Origin of the sequence: uncultured Polaribacter sp., assembly GCF_947497695.1 — a bacterium.
Classification (GTDB): domain Bacteria; phylum Bacteroidota; class Bacteroidia; order Flavobacteriales; family Flavobacteriaceae; genus Polaribacter.
Window position 1 is genome coordinate 240,433 of the sequence record NZ_CANMHM010000003.1, and the last position, 16,046, is coordinate 256,478.

Consider the following 16,046-nt stretch of genomic DNA (forward strand, 5'->3'; position numbering starts at 1 on the left):
CACTTCCTATAAAAAAATCTTTACTTTTTTCTTAAATCTAACGTGTAAGGAAACTCAAAATTAACAGGTAATTCTTTAAATCTAAAACGTTTAGAACTGGTGTTTTCTTTTACATTTCTATTTACTGTTTCTGTATTTGGGTTGATGTTTTCTACAGGATTAATTTCCCCTTGTGTATGTCCAAATTCCCAGAAACGATTAATTCTTCTTGATTCTGCTTCATAACTATTTACAGGATATTCATCATAACTTCTACCTCCTGGATGTGCTACAAAATACGTACAACCACCAATTGAACGCTTATTCCAAGTATCTACAATATCAAAAACCAAAGGTGTATCAACAGGAATTGTTGGATGCAAAGCAGAGAACGGATCCCACGCTTTATAACGAACTCCAGCAACAAATTCTCCATGTACTCCAGTACTATTTAATTGTACTTTAACACCATTACAACTTAAAACAAAACGATCTTCGTTAAAATGAGATACTTTCACTTGCAATCTTTCTAAGGAAGAATCTACATATCTAGCAGTTCCTCCACCAGTCATTTCTTCTCCTAAAACATTCCAAGGTTCAATACCTGCTCTTAATTCTAAATGAATATTGTTAATATCTACCATCCCATGTAATGGGAATCTAAACTCGAAGAAAGGGTCAAACCAATCTTCTTTAAAATCATAACCAGCTTTGTTTAATTGATTTACAATATCTTTAATATCTTTTCTAACATAATGTTCAATTAAAAACTTGTCGTGTAATTCTGTTCCCCAACGCACTAAATTATGTTCGTAAGGTTTTTTCCAGAACCAAGCAACCAAAGTTCTAACCAATAACATTTGTACCAAACTCATTTTTGGATGTGGAGGCATATCAAAACCACGTAATTCTAAAATACCTAATCTTCCTGTGGATGAATCTGGAGAATATAATTTATCAATACAAAATTCTGCTCTGTGAGTATTACCTGTTAAATCGGTTAATAAATGTCTAAACAAACGGTCTGTTAACCAATAAGGAACTTCACCATCTTTAGGAATTTGACTAAAAGCAATTTCTAATTCGTATAAATTATCTAAACGAGCTTCATCAACTCTAGGAGCTTGACTTGTTGGACCTACAAAAGAACCTGAGAATAGATAGGTTAATCCTGGATGATGTTGCCAAAAAGTTAATAGACTTCTAAGTAAACTAGGTTTTCTTAATAATGGACTATCAGCAGGACTTGTACCACCTAAAGTAACATGGTTTCCTCCACCAGTTCCTGTATGTTTACCATCTAACATAAACTTTTCAGTACCTAATCTTGCTTTTTTAGCCTCCTCATAAAAAGTGAAAGTGTTTTTACACAAGTCTTTCCAATTAGTAACAGGATGTACATTTACCTCAATAACAGCAGGATCTGGTGTTATTTTTAGCGATTCTAATCTGTTGTCTTTTGGGGGTTCATAACCTTCCATAATAACAGGAATATTCAGTTCTTTTGCTGTCATTTCTATGGCAGCAATTAAATCTAAAAACATTTCTGCAGATTCTAAAGGCGGTAAAAATAAGTATAACTTTTGGTCTCTAATTTCAGTACAAAGTGCCGTTCTAACAAAATAATTAGGTTGGTTGTTGTCTAAGCCAAAATCTAAAAACTCTTGGTATCTTTTTTTAACAATATTTTTAAAGCTCGGTAAACGTTTCTTTTTAGAAAACAAATCGGGTTCATAAACAGGAAAAATTTCATGTTCTGGTTTAGACATTAATGAATCTAAAGGCAACCTTAATCCCATAGGAGAATTTCCTGGCGTTAAAAAGATATGTTGTCTTCTAAAAGTCCAAGCACTTGTAAACCATGCATCTTTGGTTTTATTTAAAGGTAGTAAATATCCAACAGGTGTAGAGGCTCCTTTTTCATAAATCTCTTGCATTTTTTTACGAGCTAAAGAACCATCTTTGTCTTTTACAGGATCTATATCTACAGGTAAATTACCCTGTTCCCATAAATGATAAAAAGGATCTTCGAAACCAGGTAAAATATGTTCTTTAGAAACACGTAAATACTTTGAAAGTGTTTCTAAAAATAGTTTATCAGAATTTTCTGGAACAATCGGGTTTTCTGCAAAAGTGGATAAGTATTTTGGGTTGTACCAAATAGGTCTACCATCTTTTCGCCAGCAAATTTCTATTTGCCATCTTGGTAAAGGTTCTCCAGGATACCATTTACCTTGGGCATGATGTAAAACAGCTCCATTCCCAAATTTATCATACAAACCTTTGGTTAGTTCTCCTGCTAATCTTCTTTTATTTGGGCCATCTGCAGTTGTATTCCATTCTGGAGATTCTAAATCATCTATAGAAATAAAGGTAGGTTCACCACCCATTGTTAAACGAACATCGCCTTTTTTAAGTTGTTTTTCTACTTTATTCCCTAATTTATAAACTTCTTTCCATTGCTCATCTGTATAAGGTTTTGTAACTCTTGGCGATTCTAAAATTCGCGTTACTTTATTCTCGAAAAAGAATTCTGTTTCACATTTATCAGTCATTCCAGAAACTGGTGAGGCACTTTCAAAAGAAGGTGTACAAGCTAGTGGAATATGCCCTTCACTTGCCAAAAGACCAGAAGTGGCATCAAAACCAATCCAACCAGCACCAGGTAAATAGACTTCTGCCCAAGCATGTAAATCTGTAAAATCTTCTTCTGGACCAGAAGGCCCATCTAACGATTTTTCATCAGATTTTAATTGTACCAAATACCCAGATACAAAACGTGCTCCAAAGCCTAAATGACGTAAAGTCTGTACAAATAACCAAGCATAATCTCTACAAGAGCCATTTTTCTGATGTAAAGTTTGCTCACAGGTTTGCACCCCAGGATCCATTCTAATATTGTAATTTAAAAACTCATATATTTTCTGATTGATATCAATTAAAAAGTAAATGGTTTTTCTTGGCGTATAATCGATTGTTTTTATAAATTCTTTTAATAATATACCTTTATCTGTAATCTCTAAATAAGGTTGTAATTCCTTTTTTACAGTTTCTGTATACACAAAAGGGTATTCTTCAGCATATTCCTCTATAAAGAAATCAAAAGGATTGATGGTTTTTAAATCGGCTATAATTTCAACATCAATAGACATTTCATCTGTTTTTTCAGGAAAAACCAAACGTGCTACATAATTACCAAAAGGATCTTGTTGCCAATTGAAGAACTGTTCTTCTGGCGTAATTTTTATGGAATAAGATTCTATAGGTGTTCTTGAATGAGGAGCAGGTCTTAGCCTAAAAATATGAGGAGATAATGAAACCTTACGATCATATTTGTAGGTAGTCTTGTGTGAAATTACAATTTTTAATGCCATGTATACAGAATATTAAGAGTGTAAATTAATTTAGTCAGTTTTAAATAACCTTTTTTAATAAAGCGAAAAAAAATGTCGGCAAATTTAAGTATTTATTATTTGAATATGATACTTAAAAATGTCAATAAAAACACACTTTTTAATGTATTTTAATTAAATACTAAGTTTATTTTTAAGAACATTTTACAATGCTTTTATTTTTTATAAATTTAGGAATAAAACTACAGAAAAGAGTCATGAATTAAGATATATTAATCCATAAAATTGATTTTATAATAATACTTTCAATAAAAAATATTAAAATGATAATTTGATGATAAAGAGCAACTATTTTATTTTCTTTTTAAATTTAATTTGCTGAGAAAAGAAACGAATAGTTAAAAAACAAAAATCATATTAACTTCTTCTTTAGAGTATGTAGAATTAACCTTTTTAATTGGATAAAAAATATAAAAACATAGATAACTACAGATTGATAATAAATATAAAACTTGATAAAAGCATATTTTTTTTAATAGATATTGATAATTCTTTTATCAGAATAAAACAGTGTTAAATTATTGAAAATAAAAATTAAAAGTAGCTAATTAACAGGAGTATAGTCTACTTTTGCAGCAAAATTGTTAGAGTAACATTTTTTAGTTACACAAAGTAATACCCATACAAAATAATGAATACACTATTTACAGAAGTTAGTTTTCAAAACATGACAAACGTAGCCAATAAATATGGAATAAGTACAAATGCTGTTACAGATTTAACGATTGCGTTAATGAATAGTAATGGAACCATGGCACAATTTTATATACCAGAATTAGGTGGTGGAGGCCAATGGATGCAAGGAGGAATGACAATGGTTGGAGATATGTTTAACAACCAATTAAAATCTACTGTAGATGGACTTTGTGTAGAAATTTCTAATTTAATACATCAAGGAGCTATTCAATACAAACCTTTACCTCAAAAAGGAGAAGCTGGTTTTGTTCCAAATTGGTGGGGAGATTTAGGTTTTCCTAATTCAACTGGAAGCCAAAATGGAACGAGTTATGCCATTTTTTCGAACATCAATCGTTTAGCGATTCAAGAAAACGGGCAAGTGACTGTTTTTGATACTTTAGACAATCAAATTGGTGGTGTTGGTCAGCAACAAGGTGGTAATTATGCTGTAACTTTTACAAGTCAATATGGCACTGTAAACTTAAATTCGTTGCCTATAATTTCTGGAGAACAAAACAATCAGCAAGCAGCACAATTTCAAGAACCGATTAAAAATGATTTTATTGAAAATCCAATAATACCTAATAAACCTGAGCCTATTCAAGAATTCACTACCAATAACAATGGTTTAGAAGAAGATATTTTTGATAAAATAGAAAAGTTAGCAGGTTTAAAAGACAAAGGCATTTTGTCTAAAGAAGAGTTCAATACTAAAAAAACAGAATTGTTAAGTAGATTGTAACATCAACAAAAAATAAAATTGAAACACCTGTTATGATAGCAGGTGTTTTTTATTTAAAATTAATAACAATTTAAATTGATAGTAATCCCTAAAAAAGTGTGACTATCTTTGCAAAAACTTTATTTAATGTCAAAAACTTTTTCATCTTTAGGTATTCATAAAGAATTAGAAGCACGTTTAGCAAAATTAGAAATTACAGTTCCTACTGCAGTTCAAGAAAAAACCATTCCTTTTATTTTACATAAAAAGAAAGATATGGTGGTTTTGGCAAAAACAGGTACAGGTAAAACGGCTGCTTTTGGATTGCCTTTATTGCAAAAAATTAAAGCGGATGAAAACCATATTCAAGTTTTAATTTTAGCACCAACAAGAGAATTAGGGCATCAAATTTACAATAACATACTTTCTTTTTCTTCGGATAAACAAAAAGAAAGAATAATTGCTATTTATGGAGGAACTCCAATAAAACCTCAAATAGAAGCGATTAAAAACAAGCCAAATATTGTTATTGCAACTCCTGGACGTTTGGTAGATTTAATGAAACGTGAAGCGATTGACATTACAAAAATCAACTATTTTGTTTTAGATGAAGCAGATGAAATGGTGAGTGCTTTAAAAGAAGAAGTGGAGGCTATAATCAAAGAAATTCCGAAAGTTAGAAGAACTTTATTGTTTACAGCAACTATGCCAGGAACCATAAAGCAATTGATACAAAACTATATGTCTAAACATGTAGAACATATAGAAACAGATATGGATTCTGTTGGGCATAAAGGCATCGATCATCAATATGTGGTGGTAGAACCGATTGAGAAATTGAATGTTTTAATGCATTTTTTAGCAACTAAAGAAGGAGAACGAGGTATTATTTTCTGTAAAACAAAAGCTGCAGTTAATAAATTGGCTAAAAATTTAGCCATCAATAAGTTTTCTTCTGGTGCAATTCATGGAAGTTTAACCCAAGGAATTCGTGATCGAATTATGGGGCAATTTAGAGAAGGGAATATTGATATTTTAGTAGCTACAGATTTAGCAGCGAGAGGAATTGATGTTAAAGAAATATCTTACGTAGTAAATTATCATTTACCAGATAGATATGATACCTATGTGCACAGAAGTGGTAGAACTGCAAGGGCAGGAGCAACAGGACTTTCATTAAGTGTGATTCAGCAAGAAGAAGTAGAAGAAATCCCTGAATTTGAAGAAGATTTAGGCTTGGTTTTTACGGAATATAAAAAGGCAGATGCAAAAAGTATTGAAGATAATAATACTATTTTATGGGCAAAAAAAATATTTAAAACAAAGCCAAATCGGGCTATTTCTGAGGATTTAAAAGCAGAAATAAAAACTGTTTTTCATCATTTAACTAAAGAAGAATTGGTAGATAAGATTTTGGCGAATTATTTGGCTCAAAATGCATCAGCAAAAACAAAAACGGAGGTTTCTAAAAAGAAAAAAAAGAAATAAGTATGGCAAATAACATCAAAAGTCAACAAGATATATTAGACAAATTGCAGATTAAGGAGTTAAATCCGATGCAAAAAGAGGCAATTGCTACCATCAAAAAAAACAATAATGTAATTTTACTTTCTCCTACAGGAACAGGAAAAACATTGGCCTTTTCTTTACCTTTATTAGAATTTTTAGACCCTAATTTACAAGAAGTACAAGCGTTGATTTTAGTGCCATCAAGAGAATTGGCTATTCAAATAGAGCAGGTAATTCGTTCTATGGGTTCTGGTTTTAAAGTGAATGCAGTATATGGAGGTAGACCCATGTCTAAAGATAAAATTGAATTGAAACATATTCCTGAAATTTTAATAGGAACACCTGGTAGAATTTCTGACCATTTTGCAAACGATCGTTTTTCTAAAGACCATATAAAAACCTTAATTTTAGATGAGTTTGATAAGTCTTTAGAAGTAGGTTTTGAATATGAAATGCGAAACATCATAAATCAATTAAATACTTTAGATAACAGAATCTTAACTTCTGCAACACAAGGTGTTGAGATTCCTGAATTTGTAGGTTTACAAAAATCAAACACGGTTAATTACTTAAAAGCAACCACTTCTAAACTACAAATTAAAACAGTAGTTTCACCTGCTAAAAACAAACTAAATACCTTATTGCATTTACTAAATTATTTAGGAAATAAACAAGGAATTATTTTTTGTAATTTAAAAGATTCTATCAATAATGTGAGTGCATTTTTAGAGTCTAAAAACATAAAACATGGTTGTTTTAGTGGAGGAATGGAACAAAAAGATAGAGAACGTTCTTTAATTAAATTTAGAAACGGAACCAATCAATTGTTAATTGCAACAGATTTAGCAGCAAGAGGAATTGATGTACCAGAAATGAGTTTTATAATTCATTATGAATTACCCCAAGCAATAGAAGAATTTACCCACAGAAACGGACGAACAGCAAGAGTTGCTGCAGAAGGAACTGCGTTTGTTTTAAAATGGAAAGACGAACGTTTGCCAGAGTTTATTAAAAACGCCAATGTGCAAGATATTTCTAAACAAGCAGATAGAAAACCTGTTTTTTGGGATACATTATTTATTTCTGGTGGTAGAAAAGACAAAATTTCTAAAGGAGATATTGCTGGTTTGTTTATAAAACAAGGGGAATTGACAAAAGAACAATTAGGTGTTATTGAGCTAAAACAAGATTGTGCTTTTGTAGCAGTTCCATCAACATTAAAAACACAATTGATAGAAAAACTAAATAATACGCGTTTAAAAAAGAAAAAAGTACGTGTTACTAGTGTTTAAGTGATTTTTTTGATACATAAATGCAACTTTTTTGTCACGAAATCAATAATCAACGGTTCTTATACCTTTTTTTACGATTTGATACAACTAAATCATTCTTAATTTTTTCTATTGATAAAAACTGTAATTTAGTTGATTATTAGGTTTTTAAAATTACCAAATTGTCACTTCGAATGGAATGAGAAGTCGCATAAAGAGGAGAACACAAAATTGAGCAACTTCATGTGATTTCTCTCTCCGTTCGAAATGATAGGATTCGTATATTTAAACTGGATTTTAGTTTACCTCAAAGTCTTGTCATTTCTACCTTTTTTGGGAGAAATTACATCAGAAGATCGTACAATGTTTAGCAACTTCATGTGATTTCTCTCTCCGTTCGAAATGACAGGATTCGTATAGTTAAACTGGATTTTAGTTTACCTCAAAGTCTTGTCATTTCTACCTTTTTTGGGAGAAATAACACCAGAAAAGCACAAAATATTAGCTACTTTATGTGATTTTTTCCTTTTATCAAAATGACAAAACTGCTTATTAAAGTAGTATTGGTTTAAAAATCAATAAAAGAAGTCTTATTACTCAGTTTTTTCCCAGGCTTCTCTTAAAAAAATTAAATCTTTTTTAATTCTAGCAAAAACCTCCTTTTTAGAAATTGTTATGTTTTTAAAACCTCTTTCAGCACCTCCTAAATCATGCTCTACATGCAATGAAATAGGCACATTTATTTGCTGTTTTTTTAGCAAAGAAAAATAACGATTAAAATCGACCATTCCTTCTCCTAAAGGCACACTTACAGGTTTCCATTTTCCTTTTACAATTCCCCATTTAAAGTCTTTAATTACTAGGGTATTTATAAAGGGTTGTATTCTTTTAAAACCCAATTCCCAACTTTGTCCTCCTTCAGCAACAGCATGTCTAATATCATATTGAGCACCTATAAATTCGCCTTTTGTAGCTTCTAAAACAGGGATTAAATCCCAAACAGGAGCCCCCACATATTTACCAGAATGGTTTTGATATCCACCAATTAAACCATGTTTTTTATTCAATTTTTCTAATTCATTCGCCTGTTCTCCAAATAACTGCTGACTTTCTGTAATTGTCTTACTTTCAGGATACTTTAACCAATCTGTTCTGTAATATTTAAAACCAAGTTTACTCGCAGTTTCTAAAACCATTTTGTTTGTAGTAGAAGTTGCATCCCAAACATTGGTACTCATTAATTTAGGATTTAAACCAAATTTTTTCATCGCATCAACAGCCTTAGGTAAATCTTCTTGTACATTTTCTGGCAGTACATGCCCTTTTCTTCTTACAGTTAAATCAAGTCCATCAAACCCAATATCAGCAGCAGCTTCAGACATATCATCATAATTTAAAAACTGTAAATGTTTAGAGAAAAGATGTACATTAATAGTGTTATTTTTTGATGAAAATAGATTCATAGAATTTTGAAAAGAAAGTAAAGGAATTGCTGCAAGTGCCGTAGCAGAAAGCTTTGTAAATTCCCTTCTAGAAAAATTTATAGTATTGCTCATGTTCAATTTGTTGAGATGCTCTCAAATATAAGAAATAGTGTTTGAAGTTTTCTTTTTTCTGATTAATAACTTCTAAAATTAGAGAATCACTCCAAAAAGTGTCATTATCTTTGCCAACAATATATGTAGTTATCTAATTTATGAGTGAGCAGAACCTAAATGAAAAAGTAACGACTTGTATTGCTACTTTACAGCAATTGTTAGCCGATACAAATCAGCTTTTTGAAATTCCAGAAGCCCAAAGAATAGCTTTATTTAAAGTTGCTGGCGAATTATCTCGTCCAAACAGAGATGAGTTTCAGCGAAGGAGAAAGGACGCTAAAAAAGCCGCAAAACGCAAAATGATTGAAAGTGATAAACACGCTAGAAAATCAACAGGAATTCGTTCTGCAAGAGAAAATGCTATTTTTGAAGCTCCAAAATTACTGGGAGAAGCTGTTATCAATAAAGATACACCAGAATTAGAATCTCCAAGAAACTGTTATGTCTGTAAAACTGTTTTTACCAAATTGCACCATTTTTATGATACCATGTGTACAAATTGTGGCGATTTAAATTATGCGAAACGTTTTCAAACTACAGATTTAAAAGGACAAGTTGCAGTAATTACAGGTTCTCGTTTAAAAATTGGGTATCATATTACCTTAATGTGTTTGCGTTCTGGCGCTACAGTTGTGGCAACAACACGTTTTCCTGCAGATTCTGCTATAAGATTTGCAAAAGAAGAAGATTATAAAGATTGGAGCGATCGCTTACACATTCATGGACTCGATTTAAGACACATACCCAGTGTAGAAATTTTTTGTAATTATATTGAGCAAAAATATGATCGATTAGATATTTTAATCAATAATGCAGCACAAACAGTAAGAAGACCTTCAGGTTTTTATTTTCATTTGATGGAAAACGAAAAGAAACCCATCAATCAACTACCTAAATTGGCTCAGACTTTATTAAAAGATCACCAAAGTTGTTTAGAAGAATTGTCTAGTTTAAGTGTTTCAACCTCTAAAACCGATAAAAACAACGTTTTACCAGTTACTTGGCATGGTCCAGAACCAGGAATTGGTTTGAGAAATTCAGCTGAATTATCTCAAATTCCTTATAGTTTTGACAATTCTTTACAAACATCAGAAGTTTTTCCAGAAGGCGAATTAGATGCAGATTTACAACAAGTAGATTTACGTAAAACCAATAGTTGGCGTTTGCGTTTGGGCGAAATTGAAACCACAGAAATGGTAGAAGTACAGTTGGTAAATGCAGTTGCTCCTTTTGTGTTGTGTAATCGTTTATCTAACTTAATGATGAAAGAAAACACAGGTAAAAAACATATTATCAATGTAACAGCGATGGAAGGGAAGTTTCATCGATTTAAAAAAGTAGACAGACATCCACATACAAATATGGCAAAAGCTGCCTTAAATATGTTGACACATACATCTGCTTCTACATTTGCAAAATCGGGTATTTATATGAATGCTGTTGATACTGGTTGGGTTACAGATGAAGATCCTGCAGAATTATCAAAGAAAAAAGCAGAAACACACGATTTTCAACCTCCTTTAGATATTGTAGATGGAGCAGCCAGAGTTATGGATCCGTTAATTGATGGTATCAACACTGGTAAACATTGGTGTGGTAAATTCTTAAAAGATTATTTTCCTATTGATTGGTAGATTTTATTTGTGTTTTTTTTTAACAACCAAAACGCTTCACTAAAAGATATAGGAAATAGGATTTTCTCAATGAGTAATTTTTAACCGTTTTGTGCTAAATCATATGTAAAGCTCAACTATTTTTAGTTGCGTTTTTTTTATTTGTATGAATCAAACTAAAATAGTAATTTAGGGCAGTTACTTTGATGTAACATTTTTTATGAACCTTTTAAATTTATACAATTATGTTGCCATACAGAACTGAAATTAGAAATTCGCCTAAAGAACAAACCTTAAAAATCTACTTAAAAGACATCTCTTTAGGAGAAAAATTAAAGAATTTACTGGAAAACACTAATGGTGTTCGTTTGGTTGAAGTACAAGAAAGTATGAGTAGAAATAGAATGGAAGAGAATGTAACGATCTATAGAGAAGAAGGTAGTTCTATCAATACTTTAAAAGAAAAAGTAGATGCTTTTTTAGAATCTTATTTTGAAAAAGTAGATTCATAATCATTCAATAAATTATAAGTACTTCTTTTAAATTTGTATAGATAAAAAATGTATTTAAACTTTGTTAAAGATTATAGGAATGGAATTTGTATAAAATTCTTTTGATACATTTGATACATTATCATATATAGAAAAATAGTAGCAAAAATCTTAGTTTTATAAATAGTGAAATTTAACTGCTACTTGCAGTATATGAAGTGTTTACATTAATATATAAATTGAAACCACAACTTTTTCTAATCTAAAAGTAATTAAGATATCAGTTAAAGATGTATAGATTGAATTAGAAAATATAAAAATATCTTTGTAAATTAAATGAAAACGAAAAAGATTTCAATTATATAGTTGATAATCAAAAAAATGGAATCATATTTGCATAATTATTAGTAAATATAAATTTAATAACATTATTATGAGTCAAGGTACAGTAAAATTTTTTAACGAAACAAAAGGATTTGGATTTATCACTGAAGAAGGAGTAGACAAAGATCATTTTGTACACGTTTCTGGTTTAATAGATGAAATCAGAGAAGGTGACGAAGTTGAATTCGATTTACAAGAAGGAAAAAAAGGATTAAACGCAGTTAACGTAAAAGTTATCTAAGAAATATACTTTAAGTTTTACAAAAGGTCTATCAAGAAATTGATAGACCTTTTTTTGTGAACTATTATTTATAAAACACTTGTAAACAAAGCTTTATATAGACAAATTATCTATATATTAAAAATTAAAAAAACAGCTTAAATTTTAATTTTATAAAAAAAAAAATTAGAAAACTAAAAATTGTTTACAAATAGTTGTTTATGTTAATAAAAACAATTATATTTGTTGTGTACAAAATTTTAAATAGAGATTAGGGGCTTTGTTTTTAACGATGTACACATAAAAAAAAGCTTCAGTTTACTGAAGCTTTTTTTATGCCATTCATTTGACATTTAAGTAAAGTAAATAGCCGTGTTTTTAATAAATTATTACGTTCAAGTAAAATAGAGTATAGAGTAATCTTGTAGAGTGATTTTTAAAAATATAATTACTTAGAAAATCAAGGCTAATTCTAATAATTCTACTCAATCTAAAATTTATAAATACAACGAATTAAAAGTGGTGTGAGTTCAATTATCATTTTTTGTAATAGTATAGTAATTTAAATATTAACAAAGAACTTTCTTAGAATTTAGGACTTATCAAATATTTACTGAAAATATTTTGAAATACTTAGATTAAAAAAATGAATACTAAATTACTTTCATTAAAAATAGTAGGTATTTTTTTTGAATGCTAAAAAAAGTAGCATCCTTTAAAAAGGATATTAATTTTATTAAAAAGTGTGTCTTTTTTCATCAATAGAAGAGGCACCTAATAATTGATTAAACTTTTTAATATTATTAAAATCTTGTGTAATTTGATCTGAAACAGCAATTCCAGAAATCCCTGTTTTTAAAATATCTTGAGTGTCTTTTGTGGTAATTCCTCCTGTAGCAATAATTGGAGTGTCTGTATTCAAAGCTTCAATTAATGTAATGTAACCATTTGTACCTAATTGCTTTACATTTAAATTATTTATACTTTCTAATCTAAAAGGGCCTAAGTTTATATAATCTACTTTTTTTTCAATTAAGGTTTTACATTCTTGTAAAGTATTTGCTGAAGCTCCAAGAATTTGCCAAGTAAATAGATACTCTAAAGCAATTGTAGCACAAAAATTTATATCTACTAAATGAACTCCATCTGCTTTTACTTCTTTGGCTATTTTATAATGGTTATTTATAATAAACCTTGTCTGAAAATGAGATGTAATTTCTCTAGCTTCTTTTGCAAACTTTAAATATTTTTTTTCTGATGAAATTTGTAAATTTAGTTGTACTAACTCAGCACCAGCAGCACAAGCTTTTTGAATGTTTTCTAAATGTTCTTTGGGAGTATTACCTTGAGAGATATAATGTAATTTAGGAATCATTAAAATGTTTTATTTATTTTAGTAGATGTAAGTATTGAAAACTATAAATTAGTCAATTTCTAAACAGAAACTGTTTTAGGATATTTCATAAAATAAGATTCAAAACGCTTTAAAAAAGGGGCTGTTTTTTCTGAATAAATAACATACTGACATTTATGAATACTTTGTGTAATAGCCAAAACAGCAGCATAAGCAGTTTTTTCTACTAAAAAAGTTGCATCATCAATACTTACTATCTTTAGTTGCGTTGTATTTACGCCTTCTAATAACAATAACTTATTCATAGTTTTAGGTGTTGCAATTAAAATATCTACACCTTCAAAAATTTCAGATTTTAATAGTTCTATATGTTCTCTTTCATCACATGCATAAACCCTTAAAGTATCATACTTACAATGTTTTATAAAATTATCTTGTAAAGCCAATGCTTTTTCTGAGTTTTCTACTAAAACTAATGCTCTAGGTGCACTACCAACTTGGCTACATTTTAATTTATGTAGGGTTGTAAGTATTAATGAGGTTGTTTTTCCACTATCTTTTGGTGCTAAACAAAAAACATTTGCCCCACTTTTTATTACAGGAATACTTTTACTTTGAAATAGAGTAGGAGTATCTATTTCTAATACTTCTAGTTTTTCTTTTATGTAAGAATGTAATTTTTTAAAAGGCATAGTATCTATAATCGTAAATAATCAATATAAAATGGGTGCAAAGATACAATTAAATAGCTTTATTTATTAAGGTAACAAAAGCAATTACAAAGGAAATTAAATTCTACTTTTATTTTTTTATTGATTTAAAAAAAAAGAAATTAAACTTGATTTTAATCTTTACAACAGGCAAGCTATTCACCTTAAAAAGAACAAAATTAACTTTCTAAAAGTGCTAATAATTCTCTTATAATAGTTATAAAATTGAAGAATATATTCTATTTTTGATATGTAAATATTAGCTTAATATATAAAAAATACTTACATTATAAGCATTATGACCAACAATACCAAGCCTACAAGTAATTCAGAAAAAGAGTCATTTAAACAAGAAAAAGATAGCATTATAAAGAGACAACTTCGTTTTCAACAGCTTTTAATTAGTATTTCTAATACTTATATTAATGCTGATTTATCTGATATTAATAAAATAATTAGAAAATCTTTAAAGCAAATTGGGGAGTTTGTAGATGCAGATAGAAGTTATATTTTTTATTATGATTTTAAAAAAAATACAACTTCTAATTCTTATGAGTGGTGTTCTAAAGGGATTACACCAGAAATAGATAATTTACAAGATATACCTATCGATTATATTTCTTATTGGGTAGATGCTCACAAAAAAGGTGAAGCATTTTATGTAGAAGATGTAAGCCTTTTACCAAAAGATGGTGAAAATGGTTTGCGAAATATTTTAGAGCCACAAGGCATAAAAAGTTTAATTACCATTCCTAAACTAAAAAATAACGAACTAATTGGTTTTGTAGGTTTTGACTCTGTAAAAACCGTTAATAAATATTCTGAAACAGAAAAAGATATTTTATTTGTTTTTGCAAATATGCTTGTAAATGTTATCAAAAGAAAAGAAAATGAAGAACATATAAAATTACAAGAAAAGAAAAAAGAAGAATTGCTTATAGATCTGTCTAAAAAAAATGAAGCTCTTAATGAATATGCTCATGCAGTTTCTCACGATTTAAAAGCACCACTCTCTAATATACACACATTAATTACTTGGTTTTTAGATGATAATAAAGAAATTTTAAATAAAAGCGATTTAGAAAATTTAGACTTAGTTTTGTTTAATGTTAAAAAAATGGATTATCTAATTAAAGGAATTTTAGATTATTCTTCTGTTGATAGATTAGAGTCTAAAGACATAAAAATTTCTATTGATTCAATAATTCAAGAGGTTTTACAAACGCTTTTAATACCCAATAACATAAAGATTTCAGTACAACCCAATTTACCAAATTTATATGGAAACAAATGGAGGTTTAAGCAAGTTTTTCAAAATTTAATTCACAATGCTATTAAGTATAGTGATAAAGAAAATGGAGAAATAGAGATAGGCTTTACAGACCAAAAAGACCATGTTGAGTTTTTTGTGAAAGACAATGGTATTGGTATTAAAGAACAATATTTTGATCGAATATTTAAAGTTTTTACTAAGCTAGAAAGTGAAAGTTCTTCTTCTGGTATAGGTCTTTCTATAGTAAAAAAAATAGTAAACTATTATAATGGTACTATTTGGTTAGAAAGTAAAGAAGGGTTGGGTTCAACTTTTTATTTTACACTTTTAAAGGATCAAAAAAAATAATTATTTCCACAAAAAAAGCATTTATTTAACCAGTAACTTTATGTTTTTAAATTTAAAACTGCAAACATTACTAATTTTTGATGGTTGCATATTGTTTTAAAAGTTCTAAAGAAACATGTTTTAAAGCAATTGTATGTGTTGCATTTAAATCTACAAACGGAGCTACGTTAGCTTTTTCTGCTTCTTTCCATCTAGAAACGCATAAGCACCATTTGTCCCCAGGTTTTAAACCAGGGAAATTCCAATGTGAAATAGGGGTCATTAAATCATTGCCTCTGGAAGCAGAATAGTTTAAAAACTCTTGCGTAATAACGGCACAAACTACATGTGTGCCAAAATCATCTGGTGTTATATTGCAAAAACCATCACGTAAATAACCTGTTTTTGGGTTGCAAGAACAGGTTTTTAAAGGAGTACCTAAAACGTTTAAGGTTTGTTTTTTAGTTGTCATTATTTTATCTCTTTATAGCTTTATAAAATAGTG

General features: G+C 29.3%; 12 protein-coding genes. 7 read left to right on the forward strand and 5 right to left on the reverse strand.

What is annotated here, in order from left to right:
- Positions 1–20: 20 nt before the first annotated feature.
- Positions 21–3,353 (reverse strand): DUF2126 domain-containing protein, encoded by a 3,333-nt coding sequence (locus tag Q0731_RS05385; RefSeq protein WP_299060936.1) that lies wholly within the window; start codon positions 3,351–3,353, stop codon positions 21–23.
- A gap of 670 nt (positions 3,354–4,023) precedes the next feature.
- Here Q0731_RS05385 and Q0731_RS05390 point away from each other — a divergent pair.
- The 3 genes from Q0731_RS05390 to Q0731_RS05400 all read left to right on the forward strand — a co-directional run bounded on the left by Q0731_RS05390 (position 4,024) and on the right by Q0731_RS05400 (position 7,592).
- Positions 4,024–4,812: an SHOCT domain-containing protein gene (locus Q0731_RS05390; protein WP_299060939.1), complete on the forward strand. Its 789-nt coding sequence runs from the start codon at positions 4,024–4,026 to the stop codon at positions 4,810–4,812.
- A gap of 126 nt (positions 4,813–4,938) precedes the next feature.
- Positions 4,939–6,279 carry a DEAD/DEAH box helicase gene (locus tag Q0731_RS05395; protein WP_299060942.1) on the forward strand — a complete coding sequence of 447 codons (1,341 nt, stop codon included), beginning with the start codon at positions 4,939–4,941 and terminating at the stop codon, positions 6,277–6,279.
- A gap of 2 nt (positions 6,280–6,281) precedes the next feature.
- Complete coding sequence (locus Q0731_RS05400; RefSeq protein WP_299060943.1) at positions 6,282–7,592, forward strand: DEAD/DEAH box helicase; 1,311 nt, start codon at positions 6,282–6,284, stop codon at positions 7,590–7,592.
- A gap of 572 nt (positions 7,593–8,164) precedes the next feature.
- Here Q0731_RS05400 and Q0731_RS05405 read toward each other — a convergent pair.
- Positions 8,165–9,127, reverse strand: coding sequence for a TIM barrel protein (locus Q0731_RS05405; RefSeq protein ID WP_299060944.1), 963 nt, complete (start codon positions 9,125–9,127; stop codon positions 8,165–8,167).
- A 140-nt stretch (positions 9,128–9,267) separates the two neighbouring features.
- Between Q0731_RS05405 and Q0731_RS05410 the strand changes: the two genes are divergently transcribed.
- The 3 genes from Q0731_RS05410 (at position 9,268) to Q0731_RS05420 (ending at position 11,898) form a co-directional block, all read left to right on the forward strand.
- The gene (locus tag Q0731_RS05410) at positions 9,268–10,803 is read left to right on the forward strand and encodes an SDR family oxidoreductase (protein WP_299060948.1); all 1,536 of its coding nucleotides are present in this window, start codon (positions 9,268–9,270) and stop codon (positions 10,801–10,803) included.
- Positions 10,804–11,027: 224 nt separating this feature from the next.
- Positions 11,028–11,294: a hypothetical protein gene (locus tag Q0731_RS05415; RefSeq protein ID WP_299060950.1), complete on the forward strand. Its 267-nt coding sequence runs from the start codon at positions 11,028–11,030 to the stop codon at positions 11,292–11,294.
- Positions 11,295–11,706: 412 nt separating this feature from the next.
- On the forward strand, positions 11,707–11,898 hold the full coding sequence (locus tag Q0731_RS05420) for a cold-shock protein (RefSeq protein WP_299060952.1): 192 nt from the start codon (positions 11,707–11,709) through the stop codon (positions 11,896–11,898).
- Positions 11,899–12,613: 715 nt separating this feature from the next.
- Here the strand turns inward: Q0731_RS05420 and Q0731_RS05425 are convergent.
- Positions 12,614–13,252: a thiamine phosphate synthase gene (locus tag Q0731_RS05425; RefSeq protein ID WP_299060955.1), complete on the reverse strand. Its 639-nt coding sequence runs from the start codon at positions 13,250–13,252 to the stop codon at positions 12,614–12,616.
- Between the two features lie 59 nt (positions 13,253–13,311).
- Positions 13,312–13,923: a DEAD/DEAH box helicase gene (locus tag Q0731_RS05430; RefSeq protein ID WP_299060958.1), complete on the reverse strand. Its 612-nt coding sequence runs from the start codon at positions 13,921–13,923 to the stop codon at positions 13,312–13,314.
- A gap of 316 nt (positions 13,924–14,239) precedes the next feature.
- Here Q0731_RS05430 and Q0731_RS05435 point away from each other — a divergent pair, with 316 nt between their 5' ends.
- A complete protein-coding gene (locus Q0731_RS05435) occupies positions 14,240–15,562 on the forward strand; it encodes an ATP-binding protein (RefSeq protein ID WP_299060960.1) in 1,323 nt (440 codons plus the stop codon).
- Between the two features lie 70 nt (positions 15,563–15,632).
- Here Q0731_RS05435 and Q0731_RS05440 read toward each other — a convergent pair whose 3' ends face one another.
- Entirely contained in the window at positions 15,633–16,013 is a 381-nt protein-coding gene (locus tag Q0731_RS05440) for a DUF2237 domain-containing protein (RefSeq protein ID WP_299060963.1), read from the reverse strand.
- Between the last annotated feature and the right edge of the window lie 33 nt (positions 16,014–16,046).

Bases quoted from the DNA above. Each gene is read 5' to 3' on its own strand.
- Q0731_RS05435 (WP_299060960.1), top strand. From the start codon at position 14,240: ATGACCAACAATACCAAGCCTACAAGTAATTCAGAAAAAGAGTCATTT.
- Q0731_RS05385 (WP_299060936.1), bottom strand. From the start codon at position 3,353: ATGGCATTAAAAATTGTAATTTCACACAAGACTACCTACAAATATGAT.
- Q0731_RS05400 (WP_299060943.1), top strand. From the start codon at position 6,282: ATGGCAAATAACATCAAAAGTCAACAAGATATATTAGACAAATTGCAG.
- Q0731_RS05425 (WP_299060955.1), bottom strand. From the start codon at position 13,252: ATGATTCCTAAATTACATTATATCTCTCAAGGTAATACTCCCAAAGAA.
- Q0731_RS05430 (WP_299060958.1), bottom strand. From the start codon at position 13,923: ATGCCTTTTAAAAAATTACATTCTTACATAAAAGAAAAACTAGAAGTA.
- Q0731_RS05390 (WP_299060939.1), top strand. From the start codon at position 4,024: ATGAATACACTATTTACAGAAGTTAGTTTTCAAAACATGACAAACGTA.
- Q0731_RS05405 (WP_299060944.1), bottom strand. From the start codon at position 9,127: ATGAGCAATACTATAAATTTTTCTAGAAGGGAATTTACAAAGCTTTCT.
- Q0731_RS05420 (WP_299060952.1), top strand. From the start codon at position 11,707: ATGAGTCAAGGTACAGTAAAATTTTTTAACGAAACAAAAGGATTTGGA.
- Q0731_RS05440 (WP_299060963.1), bottom strand. From the start codon at position 16,013: ATGACAACTAAAAAACAAACCTTAAACGTTTTAGGTACTCCTTTAAAA.
- Q0731_RS05415 (WP_299060950.1), top strand. From the start codon at position 11,028: ATGTTGCCATACAGAACTGAAATTAGAAATTCGCCTAAAGAACAAACC.
- Q0731_RS05410 (WP_299060948.1), top strand. From the start codon at position 9,268: ATGAGTGAGCAGAACCTAAATGAAAAAGTAACGACTTGTATTGCTACT.
- Q0731_RS05395 (WP_299060942.1), top strand. From the start codon at position 4,939: ATGTCAAAAACTTTTTCATCTTTAGGTATTCATAAAGAATTAGAAGCA.